Annotated in this window: 11 protein-coding genes; 1 reads left to right on the top strand and 10 read right to left on the bottom strand. The window is 72.7% G+C overall.

What is annotated here, in order from left to right; translation table 11 throughout:
* Nucleotides 1–15: 15 nt before the first annotated feature.
* The 10 genes from gap to ACH47X_RS17350 form a co-directional block, all read right to left on the bottom strand.
* Nucleotides 16–1,020: a type I glyceraldehyde-3-phosphate dehydrogenase gene (gene gap, locus ACH47X_RS17395; RefSeq protein WP_020014802.1), complete on the bottom strand. Its 1,005-nt coding sequence runs from the start codon at nt 1,018–1,020 to the stop codon at nt 16–18.
* Nucleotides 1,021–1,293: 273 nt separating this feature from the next.
* The gene (whiA, locus tag ACH47X_RS17390; protein ID WP_285102297.1) at nt 1,294–2,274 is read right to left on the bottom strand and encodes a DNA-binding protein WhiA; all 981 of its coding nucleotides are present in this window, start codon (nt 2,272–2,274) and stop codon (nt 1,294–1,296) included.
* Nucleotides 2,275–2,354: 80 nt separating this feature from the next.
* Nucleotides 2,355–2,567 carry a hypothetical protein gene (locus tag ACH47X_RS17385; RefSeq protein WP_397405792.1) on the bottom strand — a complete coding sequence of 71 codons (213 nt, stop codon included), beginning with the start codon at nt 2,565–2,567 and terminating at the stop codon, nt 2,355–2,357.
* A gap of 168 nt (nt 2,568–2,735) precedes the next feature.
* Nucleotides 2,736–3,746 carry a uridine diphosphate-N-acetylglucosamine-binding protein YvcK gene (locus ACH47X_RS17380; RefSeq protein WP_397405791.1) on the bottom strand — a complete coding sequence of 337 codons (1,011 nt, stop codon included), beginning with the start codon at nt 3,744–3,746 and terminating at the stop codon, nt 2,736–2,738.
* Nucleotides 3,743–4,681, bottom strand: coding sequence for an RNase adapter RapZ (gene rapZ, locus ACH47X_RS17375; protein ID WP_397405790.1), 939 nt, complete (start codon nt 4,679–4,681; stop codon nt 3,743–3,745). The genes ACH47X_RS17380 and rapZ overlap by 4 nt, the downstream gene beginning before the upstream one ends.
* 19 nt (nt 4,682–4,700) lie before the next feature.
* Entirely contained in the window at nt 4,701–6,680 is a 1,980-nt protein-coding gene (uvrC, locus tag ACH47X_RS17370) for an excinuclease ABC subunit UvrC (RefSeq protein ID WP_397405789.1), read from the bottom strand.
* An 80-nt stretch (nt 6,681–6,760) separates the two neighbouring features.
* The gene (locus tag ACH47X_RS17365; protein WP_397405788.1) at nt 6,761–7,498 is read right to left on the bottom strand and encodes a hypothetical protein; all 738 of its coding nucleotides are present in this window, start codon (nt 7,496–7,498) and stop codon (nt 6,761–6,763) included.
* A 114-nt stretch (nt 7,499–7,612) separates the two neighbouring features.
* Nucleotides 7,613–8,101 carry an OsmC family protein gene (locus ACH47X_RS17360; RefSeq protein ID WP_397405787.1) on the bottom strand — a complete coding sequence of 163 codons (489 nt, stop codon included), beginning with the start codon at nt 8,099–8,101 and terminating at the stop codon, nt 7,613–7,615.
* Nucleotides 8,102–8,167: 66 nt separating this feature from the next.
* Nucleotides 8,168–11,113: an excinuclease ABC subunit UvrA gene (gene uvrA, locus ACH47X_RS17355; RefSeq protein WP_397405786.1), complete on the bottom strand. Its 2,946-nt coding sequence runs from the start codon at nt 11,111–11,113 to the stop codon at nt 8,168–8,170.
* Nucleotides 11,114–11,194: 81 nt separating this feature from the next.
* On the bottom strand, nt 11,195–13,990 hold the full coding sequence (locus ACH47X_RS17350) for a tetratricopeptide repeat protein (RefSeq protein ID WP_397405785.1): 2,796 nt from the start codon (nt 13,988–13,990) through the stop codon (nt 11,195–11,197).
* 205 nt (nt 13,991–14,195) lie between these two features.
* Between ACH47X_RS17350 and ACH47X_RS17345 the strand changes: the two genes are divergently transcribed.
* Nucleotides 14,196–14,432, top strand: a complete 237-nt coding sequence (locus ACH47X_RS17345) for a hypothetical protein (RefSeq protein WP_020014780.1) — start codon at nt 14,196–14,198, stop codon at nt 14,430–14,432.
* The last annotated feature ends 72 nt before the right edge of the window (nt 14,433–14,504 follow it).

The raw sequence follows: 14,504 nt of genomic DNA, 5'->3' as shown, positions 1-14,504 counted from the left end.
CTTCCGAGAGAGCTGTCAGAGCTTCTCGCCGACGAACACGGTGAGGTTCACGAGGCTGTTCGAGTAGCCCCACTCGTTGTCGTACCAGGAGACGACCTTGACCTGGTTGCCGATCACCTTGGTGAGCTTCGCGTCGTAGATGCTCTGGTGCGGGTTGGTCACGATGTCCGAGGAGACGATGTCGTCCTCGACGTACTCCAGGATGCCCTTGAGCGGGCCCTCGGAGGCGGCCTTGACGGCGGCGTTGACCTCGTCGATGGTCACCTCGCGCGACGCCTCGAAGGTGAGGTCCGTGGCCGAGCCGGTGATGACCGGCACGCGCAGGGCGTAGCCGTCCAGCTTGCCCTTCAGCTCCGGCAGCACCAGGGCGACGGCCTTGGCGGCACCCGTGGTGGTCGGGACGATGTTCTGCGCGGCGGCGCGGGCACGACGGAGGTCGCTGTGCGGGCCGTCCTGCAGGTTCTGGTCACCCGTGTAGGCGTGGATCGTGGTCATGAGGCCACGCTCGATGCCGACCGAGTCGTTCAGGGCCTTGGCCAGCGGCGCGAGGCAGTTCGTGGTGCACGACGCGTTCGAGATGATGTTGTGCGCGGCCGGGTCGTACAGCTCGTGGTTGACGCCCATGACGAACGTCGCGTCCTCGTTCTTGGCCGGGGCCGAGATGATGACCTTCTTGGCACCGGCGTCGATGTGCGCCTTCGCCTTGGTGGCGTCCGTGAAGAAGCCCGTGGACTCGATGACGATGTCCGCACCCAGCTCGCCCCAGGGGAGGTCGGCGGGGTTGCGCTCGGCGAGCGCACGGATCTTCTTGCCGTCCACGATGATGTTCTCGTCGTCGAAGTCGACCGACTTGCCGAAGCGGCCCAGCGTCGTGTCGTACTTGAGCAGGTGCGCGAGCGTCTTGTTGTCGGTGAGGTCGTTCACGCCCACGACCTCGATGTCCGCACCCGACTCCACGAGAGCCCGGTAGAAGTTCCTGCCGATACGGCCGAAGCCGTTGATGCCGACGCGGATGGTCACAATGCCCTCCTCAGGGGCGCCGGCCGTCCCGGCGCACACGTTTCCTTGTATCTGACGCCACTGCCGTCGATGCCCGACGGACCAGTGCGTTGCCAGGGGGTTTCCGGGCACCGCGACCCCGCGACGACCCGAAGGGGAAACGCGATGGTCACGGCGTCGTCACCTGACGATTTCGAGCCTATACCCGAACCGTGCCGATCCGTGACCCGAGCCGGACAGCCTGGAACTCCAGGTTCTGTCCTTTCCCACAAAAACGGATCCCACGGAAACCGGTCACAGATCGAGCAGGTCGGCGGACAGCCCTGCCTCGGTGTCCGGGATGCCCAGCTCGAGGGCGCGCTTGTCCGCCGTCGACAGCAGACGGCGGATCCGGCCCGCCACCGCGTCCTTGGACAGCTGCGGCTCGGCCAGGCGGCCCAGCTCCTCGAGCGAGGCCTGCTTGTGGGCCAGGCGCAGCTCACCGGCCTGGCGCAGGTGCTCGGGCAGCTCGTCGCCCAGGATCTCGAAGGCCCGCTGCACGCGCGCGCCGGCGGCCACGGCCGCCCGGGCGGAGCGGCGCAGGTTGGCGTCGTCGAAGTTGGCCAGGCGGTTGGCGGTGCCGCGCACCTCGCGGCGCTCGCGCCGCTCCTCCCAGACCTTCAGGGTCTCGGGTGCGCCGATGCGCTCCAGCATGCGGCCGATGGAGTCGCCGTCGCGGATCACCACGCGGTCGATGCCGCGCACCTCACGGGACTTGGCGGCCACGCCCAGGCGGCGGGCCGCCCCGACGAGCGCGAGGGCGGCCTCCGGCCCGGGGCTGGTCACCTCGAGCGCCATGGAGCGTCCGGGCTCGGTCAGGGAGCCGTGGGCCAGGAACGCGCCACGCCACACGGCCTCGGCCTCCGGCACGCCGGCGGAGACGACCTCGGGGGCGAGGCCGCGCACGGGGCGGCCACGGGCGTCGAGCAGGCCGGTCTGGCGGGCCAGGGACTCGCCCTCGCGCACCACGCGCACCACGAACCGGGAGCTCTTGCGCAGGCCGCCGGCCTGCACGACGATGAGCTCGCTGGTGTGCCCGTACAGGTCGTGGATGGCGTGCCTCAGGCGCGTCGCGGCCGACTCGGTGTCGAGCTCCGCCTCGATCACGACCCGACCGGAGATGATGTGGAGACCACCCGAGAAGCGCAGCGTCGCGGAGACCTCTGCCTTTCGGCAGGACGTCTTCGCCACCCGCACCCGCGCGAGCTCCTCCTTGACCTGTCCCGTGAGCGCCATGGCGTCATCCTGCCATGGTCATGTACGAGTTAACCCGGTGGAATCGCGGAAACTCGGGCGAATTGTCCCGGCGTGTCGCATCATGAGGTGGGTCCGACGGCGCCCGATGCGGCCCCGGGCCGCGGGTCCTGGGCGGCCTGCGGCGTGATCACCCGGGCGTCCAGGATCGGGCGTACGCCCTCGGCGAACCAGTAGGCCTCCCCCGGGTGCGGGTGCCCGGACAGCACGAGCCCGTCGAGGCCCGCGTCGTGGTACTCCGCGACCAGGCCGACGACCTCTTCGTGGCTGCCCACCAGAGCGGCTCCCGCGCCGTCCCGCGCCGGCTCGCGAGCCGGACGTCGTCGTGCAGTACCACGCCACGCGCTTGGCACATTATTTTTGCCGGTACGGACACGGCCGGGCCCCACGTGACGAGCAGCACCGCCGAGCCCGCACGGTCCGGCGTGCGGTCGCCAGACCAGTCAGACGTCGCCGTAGACGCCCTCGAACACGTCGCGGTAGGCCGCGGCCAGGCGCAGCCCGTCGTGCCGGGCGGTGTCGTCGCCGCGGCGCACCTGCCGCATGATCACGCGCGCCCCCATGGACGCGGCCGCGGCCTCCAGGGCGGCGACGTCCTCGACGGCGGACGGGTCGGCCAGCACCGCGTCGATCCGCAGGCCGGGCGCGTGCTTGTGCAGCGCCTCCAGGTGGTCGACGGCGGTCAGGCCCTCCGTCTCGCCGTTCTCCGCGGACAGGTTGAGGGTGACGCAGCGCCGCGCCTTGGTGACGTGCAGGGCGTCCGCGAGCGCGGGCACCAGCAGGTGCACCAGCACGGACGAGTACCAGGACCCCGGGCCCAGGACCACCCAGTCGGCGTCGAGCACGGCCTGGACGGCCTCGGGCGAGGCCGGCGGGTCGGCGGGGAGCAGCCGCAGCTGCTCGATACGGCCCTCGGTCACGGCGACCTTGCTCTGCCCGATCACCGTCTCCAGGGATGCCTCCGGCTCGCCGGGCGCGGAGGCGTGCCGCACGTCGGCCTCGACCACGAGCGGCACCGAGGCCATCGGCAGCACGCGGCCGCGGGCGCCGAGCAGGCGGCCCACCCAGTCCAGGCCCTCGACCGCGTCGCCGAGCAGCTCCCACAGTGCCACGATGAGCAGGTTGCCCATGGCGTGGTTGTCCAGCTCGCCCGACGACGAGAAGCGGTGCTGCAGCATCGCGCTCCACGTGCGACCCCACTCGGAGTCGTCGCACAGGGCAGCGAGCGCCATCCGCAGGTCGCCCGGGGGCAGCACGTCGAGCTCGTCGCGCAGCCGGCCGGACGAGCCGCCGTCGTCGGCCACCGTCACGACGGCCGTGAGGCGGTCGGACATGAGGCGCAGCGCGGACAGGCTCGCGGACAGGCCGTGGCCGCCGCCGAGGGCGACGACCGACGGGTTCTTGCTCCACTCCGGTGCCGGGACGTCGGGCACCCCCGGGGCGTGCGGGATCATTCGCGGCCCAGGTCCCTTGCCGAGACGGAGACGAGCTGCCCCCGGGCGCGCAGGCGCTCGGCGATGGCGTCCGACATGGCGACGGACCGGTGCTTGCCACCCGTGCAGCCGACGGCGATGGTCACGTAACGCTTCTCCTCGTTGAGATAGCCGGCGAGCACCGGGGCCAGGGCGTCGACGTACCGGTCCACGAACTCCACGGCGCCCGGGCGGGCGAGCACGTAGTCGCGAACTGGCTGGTCACGCCCGGTCAGGTGCCGCAGCTCGGTGATCCAGTAGGGGTTGGCCAGGAACCGTACGTCCACCACGTGGTCGGCGTCCAGGGGGATGCCGTACTTGAACCCGAACGAGATCACGTTGATGCGGAGCTGCTCGGTGGCGTCGTGCGCGAGCCAGGCCCGGATCTCCCGCGCCAGGTCGTGCACGGACAGGTCGGAGGTGTCGATCCGCAGGTCGGCGCGCTCGGCCAGGGTCGCCACCAGGGAGCGCTCCTCGGCGATGCCGTCCAGGATCCGGCCGTCGCCCTGCAGCGGGTGCGGGCGGCGCACCTGCTCGAAGCGACGCACCAGCACCTCGTCGGTCGCGTCCAGGAACAGGATCCGGTAGGCCACCCCGGCCTCCGACATGTGCACGAGCACCTTGTCGAGCTCCGAGAAGAACTCCCGGCCGCGCACGTCCACGACCACGGCGACGCGCTCGATGCTCGAGCCCTTGGCCATGAGGTCGACCAGGGGCACGAGCATCATCGGCGGCAGGTTGTCGACGACGTACCAGTCGAGGTCCTCCAGCACGGCGGCGGCGCGGGACCGGCCGGCGCCGGACATGCCGGTGATCACCAGGACCTGCGGTTCGCTGCGCTCGGGGGTGTGCGTGGCGGCCTCGACCGCGGCGATTCCCTCGGGGGCCGTGGTGGGCGACGGCTCGGTGTTGCTCATGGCACCAAGCATGCCAGCGTCAGGCCTTCAGGGCGGCCACGACGGCCGCGGCCGTCGTCGTCCCCATCCCCCGCACGCTGGCGATCTCCTCGACGCTGGCCGCCTTGAGCCGCTTGAGCGAGCCGAAGTGGGTCAGCAGCACCTTCTTGCGCGCCGGGCCGAGCCCGGGGACGTCGTCGAGCACGGAGGCGGTCATGCCCTTGCTGCGCCGCCTGCGATGCTGCGTGATGGCGAACCGGTGCGCCTCGTCGCGGACGCGCTGCAGCAGGTACAGGCCCTCGCTGGAGCGCTGCAGGATGACGGGGTAGTCCTCGCCCGGCAGCCACACCTCCTCCAGGCGCTTGGCCAGGCCGCACAGGGCGACGTCGGTGATACCGAGCTCGTCCAGGGCGCGCTGGGCGGCTGCGACCTGGGGCGGGCCGCCGTCGACCACCACGAGGCTGGGCGGGTAGGCGAACCGTGCCTTCTCCTCGGGGGCGTCGGCCGCGACCTCGCCGCCCGGCAACGGTCCGGGCAGGTCGGCGCCGGCCGGGTCCTCGCCCGCGGAGATCTCGACGTCGTTCGACTTGAGCCGGTCGGCGAGGTAGCGCTTGAACCGGCGCGTGATGACCTCGTGCATCGCCTCGGTGTCGTCGCGGGCGCCGTCGCCCTCCGAGCCGCGGATGCTGAACGAGCGGTACTCGCTCTTGCGGGCCAGGCCGTCCTCGAAGACCACCATGGACGCCGACTGGAAGGTGCCCTGGGTGTGCGAGATGTCGTAGCACTCGATGCGCAGGGGCGCCGAGTCCAGGTCCAGCGCCTCCTGGATCTCGCGCAGCGCCTGGCTGCGGGTGGTGAGGTCGCCCGCGCGGCGGGTGCGGTGCAGCATCAGCGCGTGCTCGGCGTTCTTGCGGACCGTCTCGGCGAGCTCCTTCTTGTCGCCGCGCTGCGGCACGCGCACGTCCACGCGGGAGCCGCGCAGACCGGTGAGCCAGGCGCCGACCTGGTCCAGGTCGGGCGGCAGCACGGGTACCAGCACCTCGCGGGGCACGGCGTCGCGCGCCTCAGGGCCGGTGGCCTCCTCCGCGGAGCCATAGACCTGCTGCAGCAGGTGTTCCACGAGCTCGCCGTCGCTGATGTCCTCGACCTTCTCGACCACCCAGCCGCGCTGGCCGCGGATGCGGCCGCCGCGCACGTGGAACACCTGGACGGCGGCCTCCAGCTCGTCGCCCACCAGCGCGAACACGTCGGCGTCGGTGGCGTCGCCCAGCACCACGGCGTTCTTCTCCGTGGCGCGGCGCAGGGCCTCGATGTCGTCGCGCAGGCGGGCGGCCTGCTCGTACTCCATCTCCGCGGCGGCCTCCTGCATGCGCTTGGTCAGCCGGCGCTCGAACTTGGCGGTGTCGCCCGCCATGAAGTCGCAGAAGTCCAGCACCAGGGCGCGGTGGTCCTCCACGCTGATGCGGCCGACGCACGGCGCGGAGCACTTGTCGATGTACCCGAGCAGGCACGGCCGCCCCGACTGGCCCGCGCGCTTGTAGACGCCGGCCGAGCAGGTGCGGATCGGGAACACCCGCAGCAGCAGGTCGAGGGTCTCCCGGATGGCCCAGGCGTGCCCGTACGGCCCGAAGTACCGGGTGCCCTTGCGCTTGGCGCCGCGCAGCACCTGGGCGCGCGGCACCTCCTCGCCCAGGGTGACGGCGAGGTACGGGTAGGACTTGTCGTCCCGGTACTTCACGTTGAACCGCGGGTCGTACTGCTGGATCCAGGTGAACTCCAGGGCGAGCGCCTCGACCTCGGTGCCCACCACCGTCCACTCCACCGACGCCGCGGTGGTCACCATCCGCTGCGTGCGCTCGTGCAGGTGCGCGACGTCCTGGAAGTAGTTGGCCAGGCGCTGGCGCAGGTTCTTCGCCTTGCCGACGTAGATGACCCGGCCGTGCTCGTCGCGGAACCGGTAGACACCGGGCGACGTCGGGACCTCTCCCGGCTTGGGCCTGTAGGTTGCTGGATCCGCCATGGCACAAACCTATGCGCTGCCACTGACAACGCGGAGCGCGCGGGCGACGTCGGTCATCGCCCGCGCGCGGTTCGGCGCGCTCACCGCTCGACGATGCCGTCCGCGGTGACGGCGACGGCGACCGGGTCGCTCAGCACGAGCCGGCGCGGGTTGTCCCCCGGGTCGACCTCCACGAACGCCCGCAGCTCGTAGTCGCCCTCCGGCAGCTCGGTCTCGTACGTCGTCATACCCCCGGCCTCGGGGCCCGGCACGCAGTGCGACAGGAGGCCGGCCACCGCGTCCAGCCGTTCGCCGCCCGCCGTCTGGACGGGCGCGGCGTCGGCCAGGGCCGGCAGCTCGACCACGACGTCGCCCTGCGTCCAGACCGTCGCCGGCGGGCTGACGTGCACCGCGCCCGCGGGCCCGGTCAGCGTCACGGGCAGGAACCGGTCGCCGTTGTGCGACGGCTCACCGCCGGAGGTGTCGGTCAGCCCTCCCGCGACCTCGAGCGTCCAGCCGTCGCCGGTCGACGCCAGGTCCGCGGCGGGCATGCCGCACGACCAGTCCGTCCCCTCGAACCAGGGCGGCTGGTAGCCGTCCTCGTAGGGCGCCTCCGCACCGCCGGACCCGCCGTCGTCGGTGGGCTCGCCGCCCGACCCGGACTCGCCCGTGGCAGGCTCGTCCGACGGCGTCGCATGGCCGGTCGGCTCCGTGCCCGGGGAGGCCGGCGCGCTGGTCTCCGCCTCCTGCAGCGGGTCGGCCTGGCAGGCCGCCGTCGTGGCCAGCGCGGCACCCACCACCACTGCCGCCGCCAGCCGGGACATCCGTGTCGTACGCATGGCTGCTCCTCGTCCGGGCACCCCAGCGGCGCCCGTCATGACCTGTGACGCGCGGGCGCCCGGGACCGTTGCCCCGGACAGGGCGGACCGGTCGGCCCCGTCGGGCAGGACCGGTCAGGCCGCGCCGACGGCGAGCGGCACCGGCGCCACGTGCACCGGGAAGTTCACCGACCGCGAGATGAAGCACATCGCGTGCGCCTTGTGGTGCAGGGCCGCGACGTGCTCGTCGGTGGCGAGCTCGCCGGCGTCCACCGCGACGCGCGGGTGGAGGGTCACGTCGGTGAACGCGCCCTCGCCCCGCGACTCCACGCGCATGGTGCCGGTCGCCGCGTCGGTGTACTCCCGCACGATCAGGCCGGACTCCGCCGCCAGGTGCAGGAACCAGAGCATGTGGCACTGGCTCAGGCTGACGACGAACAGCTCCTCGGGGTTGTACCGGCCCGGGTCGCCCCGGAACGCCGGGTCCGCCGAGCCCAGCAGGGGCGGCTTGTGGGCCAGGTCGATCTCGTGGTCGCGCGAGTACGCGGTGTACGAGGACGTACCCGTGTCCCCCGCGCCGGTCCACCGCACCGTCACGGCGTAGTCATGCGTGGCTCCGCTCATGGACTCACCCTAGGGTGCGCCCGGCCCGCAGGCCATCACTTCGCCCCGCACGACACGCCGTGAGTCTCAGGCCGAGGCGGCCGCCTTGGCCCGGCTGGTCTTCCGGGCCGCGGTCTTGCGCTTGGCCGCCCCGTTGGTCGGCGGCAGCACAGGCACCTCGCCCGCCCGCGCGTGGCCGTCCAGGATCTCCGCGAGGTAGGTGCCCGTGTGGCTCTCCGGCACCTCCGCGACGACCTCAGGGGTGCCCTGCGCCACGACGTTGCCGCCGCCGCTGCCGCCCTCCGGGCCCATGTCGATGACCCAGTCGGCGTTCTTGATGACGTCGAGGTTGTGCTCGATCACGATGACCGTGTTGCCCTTGTCGGCCAGCGACTGGAGCACACCGAGCAGCCGGCGGACGTCCTCGAAGTGCAGGCCCGTCGTCGGCTCGTCCAGCACGTAGGCCGACCGGCCCGACGACCTCTTCTGCAGCTCCGCCGCCAGCTTGACGCGCTGCGCCTCGCCGCCGGACAGGGTGGGCGCGGGCTGGCCGAGACGCACGTAGCCGAGGCCGACGTCGACCAGCGTGGACAGGTGCCGCGAGATGGCCGGGAACGCCTTGAAGAACTCCGCGGCCTCCTCGATCGGCATGTCGAGCACGTCGGCGACCGTCTTGCCCTTGAAGTGCACCTCGAGCGTCTCGCGGTTGTACCGCGCGCCGTGGCACACCTCGCACGGCACGTACACGTCGGGCAGGAAGTTCATCTCGATCTTGATCGTGCCGTCGCCCGCGCACGCCTCGCAGCGCCCGCCCTTGACGTTGAACGAGAAGCGGCCGGGCCCGTAGCCGCGCACCTTGGCCTCCTCGGTCTCCGCGAAGATCTTGCGGATCCGGTCCCAGACGCCGGTGTAGGTGGCCGGGTTGGACCGCGGTGTGCGGCCGATCGGCCCCTGGTCCACGTGGACCACCTTGTCGAGCTGGTCCAGGCCCGTCACGCGCTTGTGCCGCCCGGCCACCCGGCGGGCGCCGTTGAGCTGGTTGGCCATGACCGTGTACAGGATCGAGTTCACGAGCGTCGACTTGCCCGAGCCCGAGACACCCGACACCACGGTCAGCACGCCCAGCGGGAACGACACGTCGACGTCGCGCAGGTTGTTCTCGTGCGCGCCCACGACCGTGACCTGCCGCTTGGGGTCGACGGGCCGGCGCTCGGCCGGCACGGGGATCGAGCGGCGCCCGGCGAGGTACGCGCCCGTGAGCGAGTCCTGCTGCTCCAGCAGCCCGGCGTAGTCGCCCGAGTGGATGACGACGCCGCCGTGCTCGCCCGCGCCCGGGCCGATGTCGACGATCCAGTCGGCCGCGCGGATCGTGTCCTCGTCGTGCTCGACCACGATGAGCGTGTTGCCCAGGTCCCGCAGGCGGGTGAGCGTGTCGATCAGCCGGCGGTTGTCGCGCTGGTGCAGGCCGATCGACGGCTCGTCCAGCACGTACAGCACGCCCACCAGGCCGGAGCCGATCTGCGTCGCGAGCCGGATGCGCTGCGCCTCGCCGCCGGACAGCGTGCCCGCCGGCCGCTCCAGCGTCAGGTAGTGCAGCCCGACATCGAGCAGGAAGCCCAGGCGCGCGTGGATCTCCTTGAGCACCTCGGTGGCGATCTGCGCCTCGCGGACGCCGAGCTCGATGCCCTTGAGGAACTCGGCGGCCTCGCCCACCGGAAGCCGGCAGACGTCGGCGATGGACAGGCCGTCCACCTTGACCGCGAGCACCTCGGGCTTGAGGCGCGCGCCGCCGCAGGTCGGGCACGGGACCTCACGCATGTAGGCCTCGTACTTCTCCTTGGACCAGTCGGAGTCCGTCTCGCGGTGCCGCCGCTCCAGGAACGTCACGGCGCCCTCGAACCCGGTCGAGTACTGCCGCTCGCGGCCCCACCGGTTCTTGTACTTGACGTGCACCTTGTGGTCGCGCCCGTGCAGGATCGCCTCCCGGGCCCGCGCGGGCAGGGCGCGCCACGGCACGTCCATGGAGAACTTCATCTCCTCGGCGAGCGCGGAGAGCACCCGCTCGAAGTACTCCGACGACGTCTGCGCCCACGGGGCCACCGCGCCGCCGCGCAGCGTCTGCTCGTCGTCCGGCACGATCAGGTCGGGGTCGACCTCCAGGCGGAAGCCGATGCCGGTGCACTCGGGGCACGCGCCGTAGGGCGCGTTGAACGAGAAGGTCCGCGGCTCGATCTCGTCGAGTGCCAGGGGGTGCTCGTTGGGGCACGCCCGCTTCTCGGAGAACTTGCGGGTCCGGCCCAGGTCGTCCATGTCTGCGTCGACCAGCTCGATCATGACCAGGCCGTTCGCCAGGGCGAGCGCGGTCTCCACCGAGTCGGTCAGCCGGCGCTGCACGCCCTCACGCGCCACGAGCCGGTCCACGACCACCTCGATGTCGTGCTTCAGCTTCTTCTCCAGCGTGGGCGGGTCGGTCAGCTGCACGACCTCGCCGTCGACCCGGGCGCGCGAGAAGCCCTTGGCCTGCAGCTCCTTGAACAGGTCCGCGTACTCGCCCTTGCGGCCGCGCACGACGGGCGCCAGCACCTGGTAGCGGGTGCCCTCGGGCAGCTCCAGGATCTGGTCCACGATCTGCTGCGGCGTCTGCGACTGGACCTTCTCCCCGCACACCGGGCAGAACTGCGTGCCCGCACGGGCGTACAGCAGGCGCAGGTAGTCGTAGACCTCGGTGATGGTGCCCACCGTGGAACGCGGGTTGCGGTTGGTCGACTTCTGGTCGATCGACACCGCGGGCGACAGGCCCTCGATGAAGTCGACGTCAGGCTTGTCCATCTGGCCCAGGAACTGGCGGGCGTAGGCAGACAGTGACTCGACGTACCGGCGCTGACCCTCGGCGAAGATCGTGTCGAACGCGAGCGACGACTTACCCGAACCCGACAGCCCGGTGAAGACGATCAGACGGTCCCTGGGGAGGTCCAGATCGACGTTCTTGAGGTTGTGCTCACGGGCACCGGAGACGACGAGACGATTGCTCACAGAGGCATCCTAGGGCGCGCCACCGACATTCGCACGCCTGTTCTATGGATCACACTGGCAGACTCGTCACACCCGCGCCGTTCAGCGGATCGCGCGGCCCTCGACGGGGCCCGACCGGCGCACGCGAGCCTGCAGGTCCAGGGCTCGCAGGAGGTCCTGCTCGTGGGCGTAGGAGCCGTCGACGAGCCGCCGGCGGACCGCGACGACCTCCTGCGCGTGGTCGGCCGCCGGGTCCGTCATCCCGAGGTCGAGGTACACGGAGACGAGGTTGGTCAGCGCGGCCGCGAGACCGGGCAGGTGCACGTCCGGGCTGCGCCGGGAGAGCTCGCGGCGCAGGCGCACGGCCTCCGTCGTCGGCTCCACGCCCTCCTGCAGGCGCCCGGCGTCGATGAGGGCCGCGCCGAGGTTGAGCAGCGCGTTGGCGAGAGCGGGCTCGAAGCGGCCGGGGTCCTCCCCCGCGAGCCGCCGGAGGCGCTCGACGGCCTCCTTGGTGGGCGCCACGGCGTCGGCGGCCCGGCCGAGCTCGGCGTAGAGCACGCCCAGGTTGGACAGCGAGTGCGCCAGGTGCTCCTCGCCCGGCTGCCCCTCCTCCGCGAGGCCGCGCCGGATCGCCACGGCCTCCTGCTCCAGCGGCAGCGCCTCCTCCGGCTCGCCGGCCCGTGAGTGCGTGACCGCGAGGTTGGAGAGGGACGCCGCGAGCATCCGGCGGTACCGCGCCGGGTGCTCGCGGGCGAGGCGGCGACGCAGCAGCACGGCCTCTCGCTCGAGCGAGACGGCCTCGTCCAGGTCGCCCAGGCGCGACTTGACCGCGCCGAGCGAGGCGAGCGTGTAGGCCAGCGTCCAGGTGTGCGTGGCGGGGTTCTCGCGGACCAGCTCGCGCCGGACGGCGGCGGCCTCGGTGAGCGGGGCCACGGCCTCCCGGTCCCGGCCCAGCGCCGCGTAGGCGTTGGCCAGGTTGGTCAGCGCGAACCCGAGCTCGTTGCGGTGCCGCTGTGGTGCCTCCAGCATCATCCTGCGGCTGAGCTCGACAGCCTCCAGGGCGACCGGTACCGCCTGCTGCGGCCGGCTCTCGGTGAGCGTCACCGACCGGTTGGACAGCGCGGTGGTCAGGAACACCGCCCACTGCCGGGGGTCGCGCTCGACCAGGTTGCGCAGGATCGGGAGCAGCTCGGCGAAGGTGTCGTCCTCCTCCTGGAGCGTGCCCGCGTCGTTCTGCACCACGTTGAGGCTGATCAGCACGCGCGCCATCTCGGCCTCGCACCACGACCGGTCGCGCTCGGGGGCGGCCCGGACCAGGTCGAGCGCCTCGCGGTGCGCGGCCAGGGCGGCCTGGGTGTGTCCGGCCCGCCAGCGCGCGCTGCCCATGGCGTTGATCGCCGAGACCAGCGCGGTGCGATAGCGGTCGGGGTCGCCGGCGGCGATGCGCCGCCAGGCCTCGACGCCAGCGTCCAGCACGTCCAGCGACTCGGTCACCCGCGCGACGTCCCGCAGCGCGGTACCGAGGTCGACCAGGGCCTCCGCACGGCCGACGGCGTCCCGGGCCACCTCGACCAGCCGCCCGCCCCGGTGCACGTCGTCGACCGAGGCGTCGACCACGGCGCGCCGCTTGAGCAGGAACGCGGCCCGCAGGGTGCGCGGGTCGTCCCCGGAGGAGTCGGTCGCACGGCGCAGGAGCTCGCCGGCCAGCGCGGTGGCGGCCGGCACCTCGGACAGCTCGACCTCCAGCCGCCGGGCGACGCGCACCACCCGCAGGGCGCTCTTGCGCGACAGGCCCCACGTGCACGAGCCGACGAGGGAGACCGAGCGGCCGAGCCGGTCGGTGAGGAGCAGGTCGCCGAGCCGGTCCGGTCCGGCGGGGCTCGGCCCGAGCTCGGCCACGACGGCGGGCAGGCCGAGCAGCCAGCGCGCGCCCACGCGGGCGGGCACGCCGGGCACCACCCGGCGCAGCACGTCCCGCGCGCCCGCGGCGTCGTCCACCCCCAGCAGGCAGGCCGCCGCGACGACGTCCTGCACCTCGTCCCGGCTCAGCTCCAGGCCCGCCTCCCGGGCCGACCTGACCCACGAGTCAGCGGCCGCCGTCAGGAGCCCGCGCACCGGGCTCGGCTCGTCCGCCGGGACCGGCACGCCCGTCGCCGCGAGCGCGGCGAGCGCCGCGGCAGCATGCAGGTCGACCACGCGGTTGCCGCGGTCCGGTTCCTGGGCGGGCACGACGCCGGGGCCCGGGTCCTGGACGCCGAGGTGCCCGGCGAACGCGGCGAGCGCGGCCTCCAGCACGGCGGCGTCCGGCAGGTCGTGGGACAGCGGCAGGTCCAGCGCCGTCTGGGTGGCGTCGCCGGGTTCGAGCTGCGCCCACAGCGTGGAGCCCCAGCGCAGCCGGCGCAGCCACTCCCCGGCGACGCGGGCGAGCAGGAGCACTCGGGTGCGGCCACGGGCCGGACGGGCCAGGACGTCGAGCGTCGCGCCCAGGCCGAGTCGCGTGGCGGCGTCGTCGATCACGAACAGGACGTCGCCCTGCGGGCGCGCGCGGACCGTGGCGACCTCGCGGCCGATCGGCACCGGGACGACGGTCCAGCCGCCGTCGGCGAGCCGGTCGCCGAACTCGCTCGCGAGCCGCGTCTTGCCGAAACCGGCGGGGGCGACGACGAGGCGCAGCCTGACCGGTGCGTCGGTGTCGGCCCACCGGCCGAGTTCGTCGAGCTCCTGCTCGCGGCCCATGAACGGGACGACCGCGCGGGCCGGGTCGAGCAGCACGGCCGGCCACCGGGCGCCGTCGCCCGGGACGGTCTGGACCGCAGCCGGGAGCGAGCCACGGCCCACCGCCGATCGGGCGGCTCGGACCGCGGCAGCCAGCCTGGTCGAGACGTCCGAGACCACCACGATGAGCAAGTCAACCGGACGAACGTCCAGGTCTGCAAGAGGTGGGAGCAGACTCGGCCGCCCCGGTCACGAAGCGCGTGAGGACAGATCGGAGCCAGTCCGACAATGCGGGCAAAAGTTGCATACCGCCCTCGATCGCGACATCCTTCCCTCGGCCGGGTGAGAACCCGGCCGTTCCACGACCGCACGGACGAAAGGCAGGCACGTGAGCCTGAACCTGAACAAGCTCGTCGACAAGGCCTACAAGGACCAGAGCATCGCCGCGATCCTCGCGGCGCCGCCGTCGGCGCTGCTCGGCCTCACGCCGAAGCACGACGAGATGCTCGCCGAGCTGAAGATCAAGACGGTCGCGGACCTGGGCAACTGGCAGCACGCCGTGCACGCCCAGGCGCTCGTGACCCTCGCGGACGCCGAGGTGCCCGCCATCGCCGGCGACAAGTAGCACCCGCCGCGCAGGTCACGCACGAGGGCGCCCGTCCACCGCGCGGTGGGCGGGCGCCCTCGTGCGTCGGGC

The organism is Promicromonospora kroppenstedtii, assembly GCF_044389675.1.
Classification (GTDB): Bacteria; Actinomycetota; Actinomycetes; order Actinomycetales; family Cellulomonadaceae; genus Promicromonospora; species Promicromonospora kroppenstedtii.
The sequence above is the reverse complement of the archived record's forward strand: the minus strand, read 5'-3'. Positions and strand labels throughout refer to the sequence as shown.

Bases quoted from the DNA above. Each gene is read 5' to 3' on its own strand.
- rapZ (WP_397405790.1), bottom strand. From the start codon at position 4,681: ATGAGCAACACCGAGCCGTCGCCCACCACGGCCCCCGAGGGAATCGCC.
- ACH47X_RS17380 (WP_397405791.1), bottom strand. From the start codon at position 3,746: ATGATCCCGCACGCCCCGGGGGTGCCCGACGTCCCGGCACCGGAGTGG.
- uvrC (WP_397405789.1), bottom strand. From the start codon at position 6,680: ATGGCGGATCCAGCAACCTACAGGCCCAAGCCGGGAGAGGTCCCGACG.
- whiA (WP_285102297.1), bottom strand. From the start codon at position 2,274: ATGGCGCTCACGGGACAGGTCAAGGAGGAGCTCGCGCGGGTGCGGGTG.
- ACH47X_RS17365 (WP_397405788.1), bottom strand. From the start codon at position 7,498: ATGCGTACGACACGGATGTCCCGGCTGGCGGCGGCAGTGGTGGTGGGT.
- ACH47X_RS17360 (WP_397405787.1), bottom strand. From the start codon at position 8,101: ATGAGCGGAGCCACGCATGACTACGCCGTGACGGTGCGGTGGACCGGC.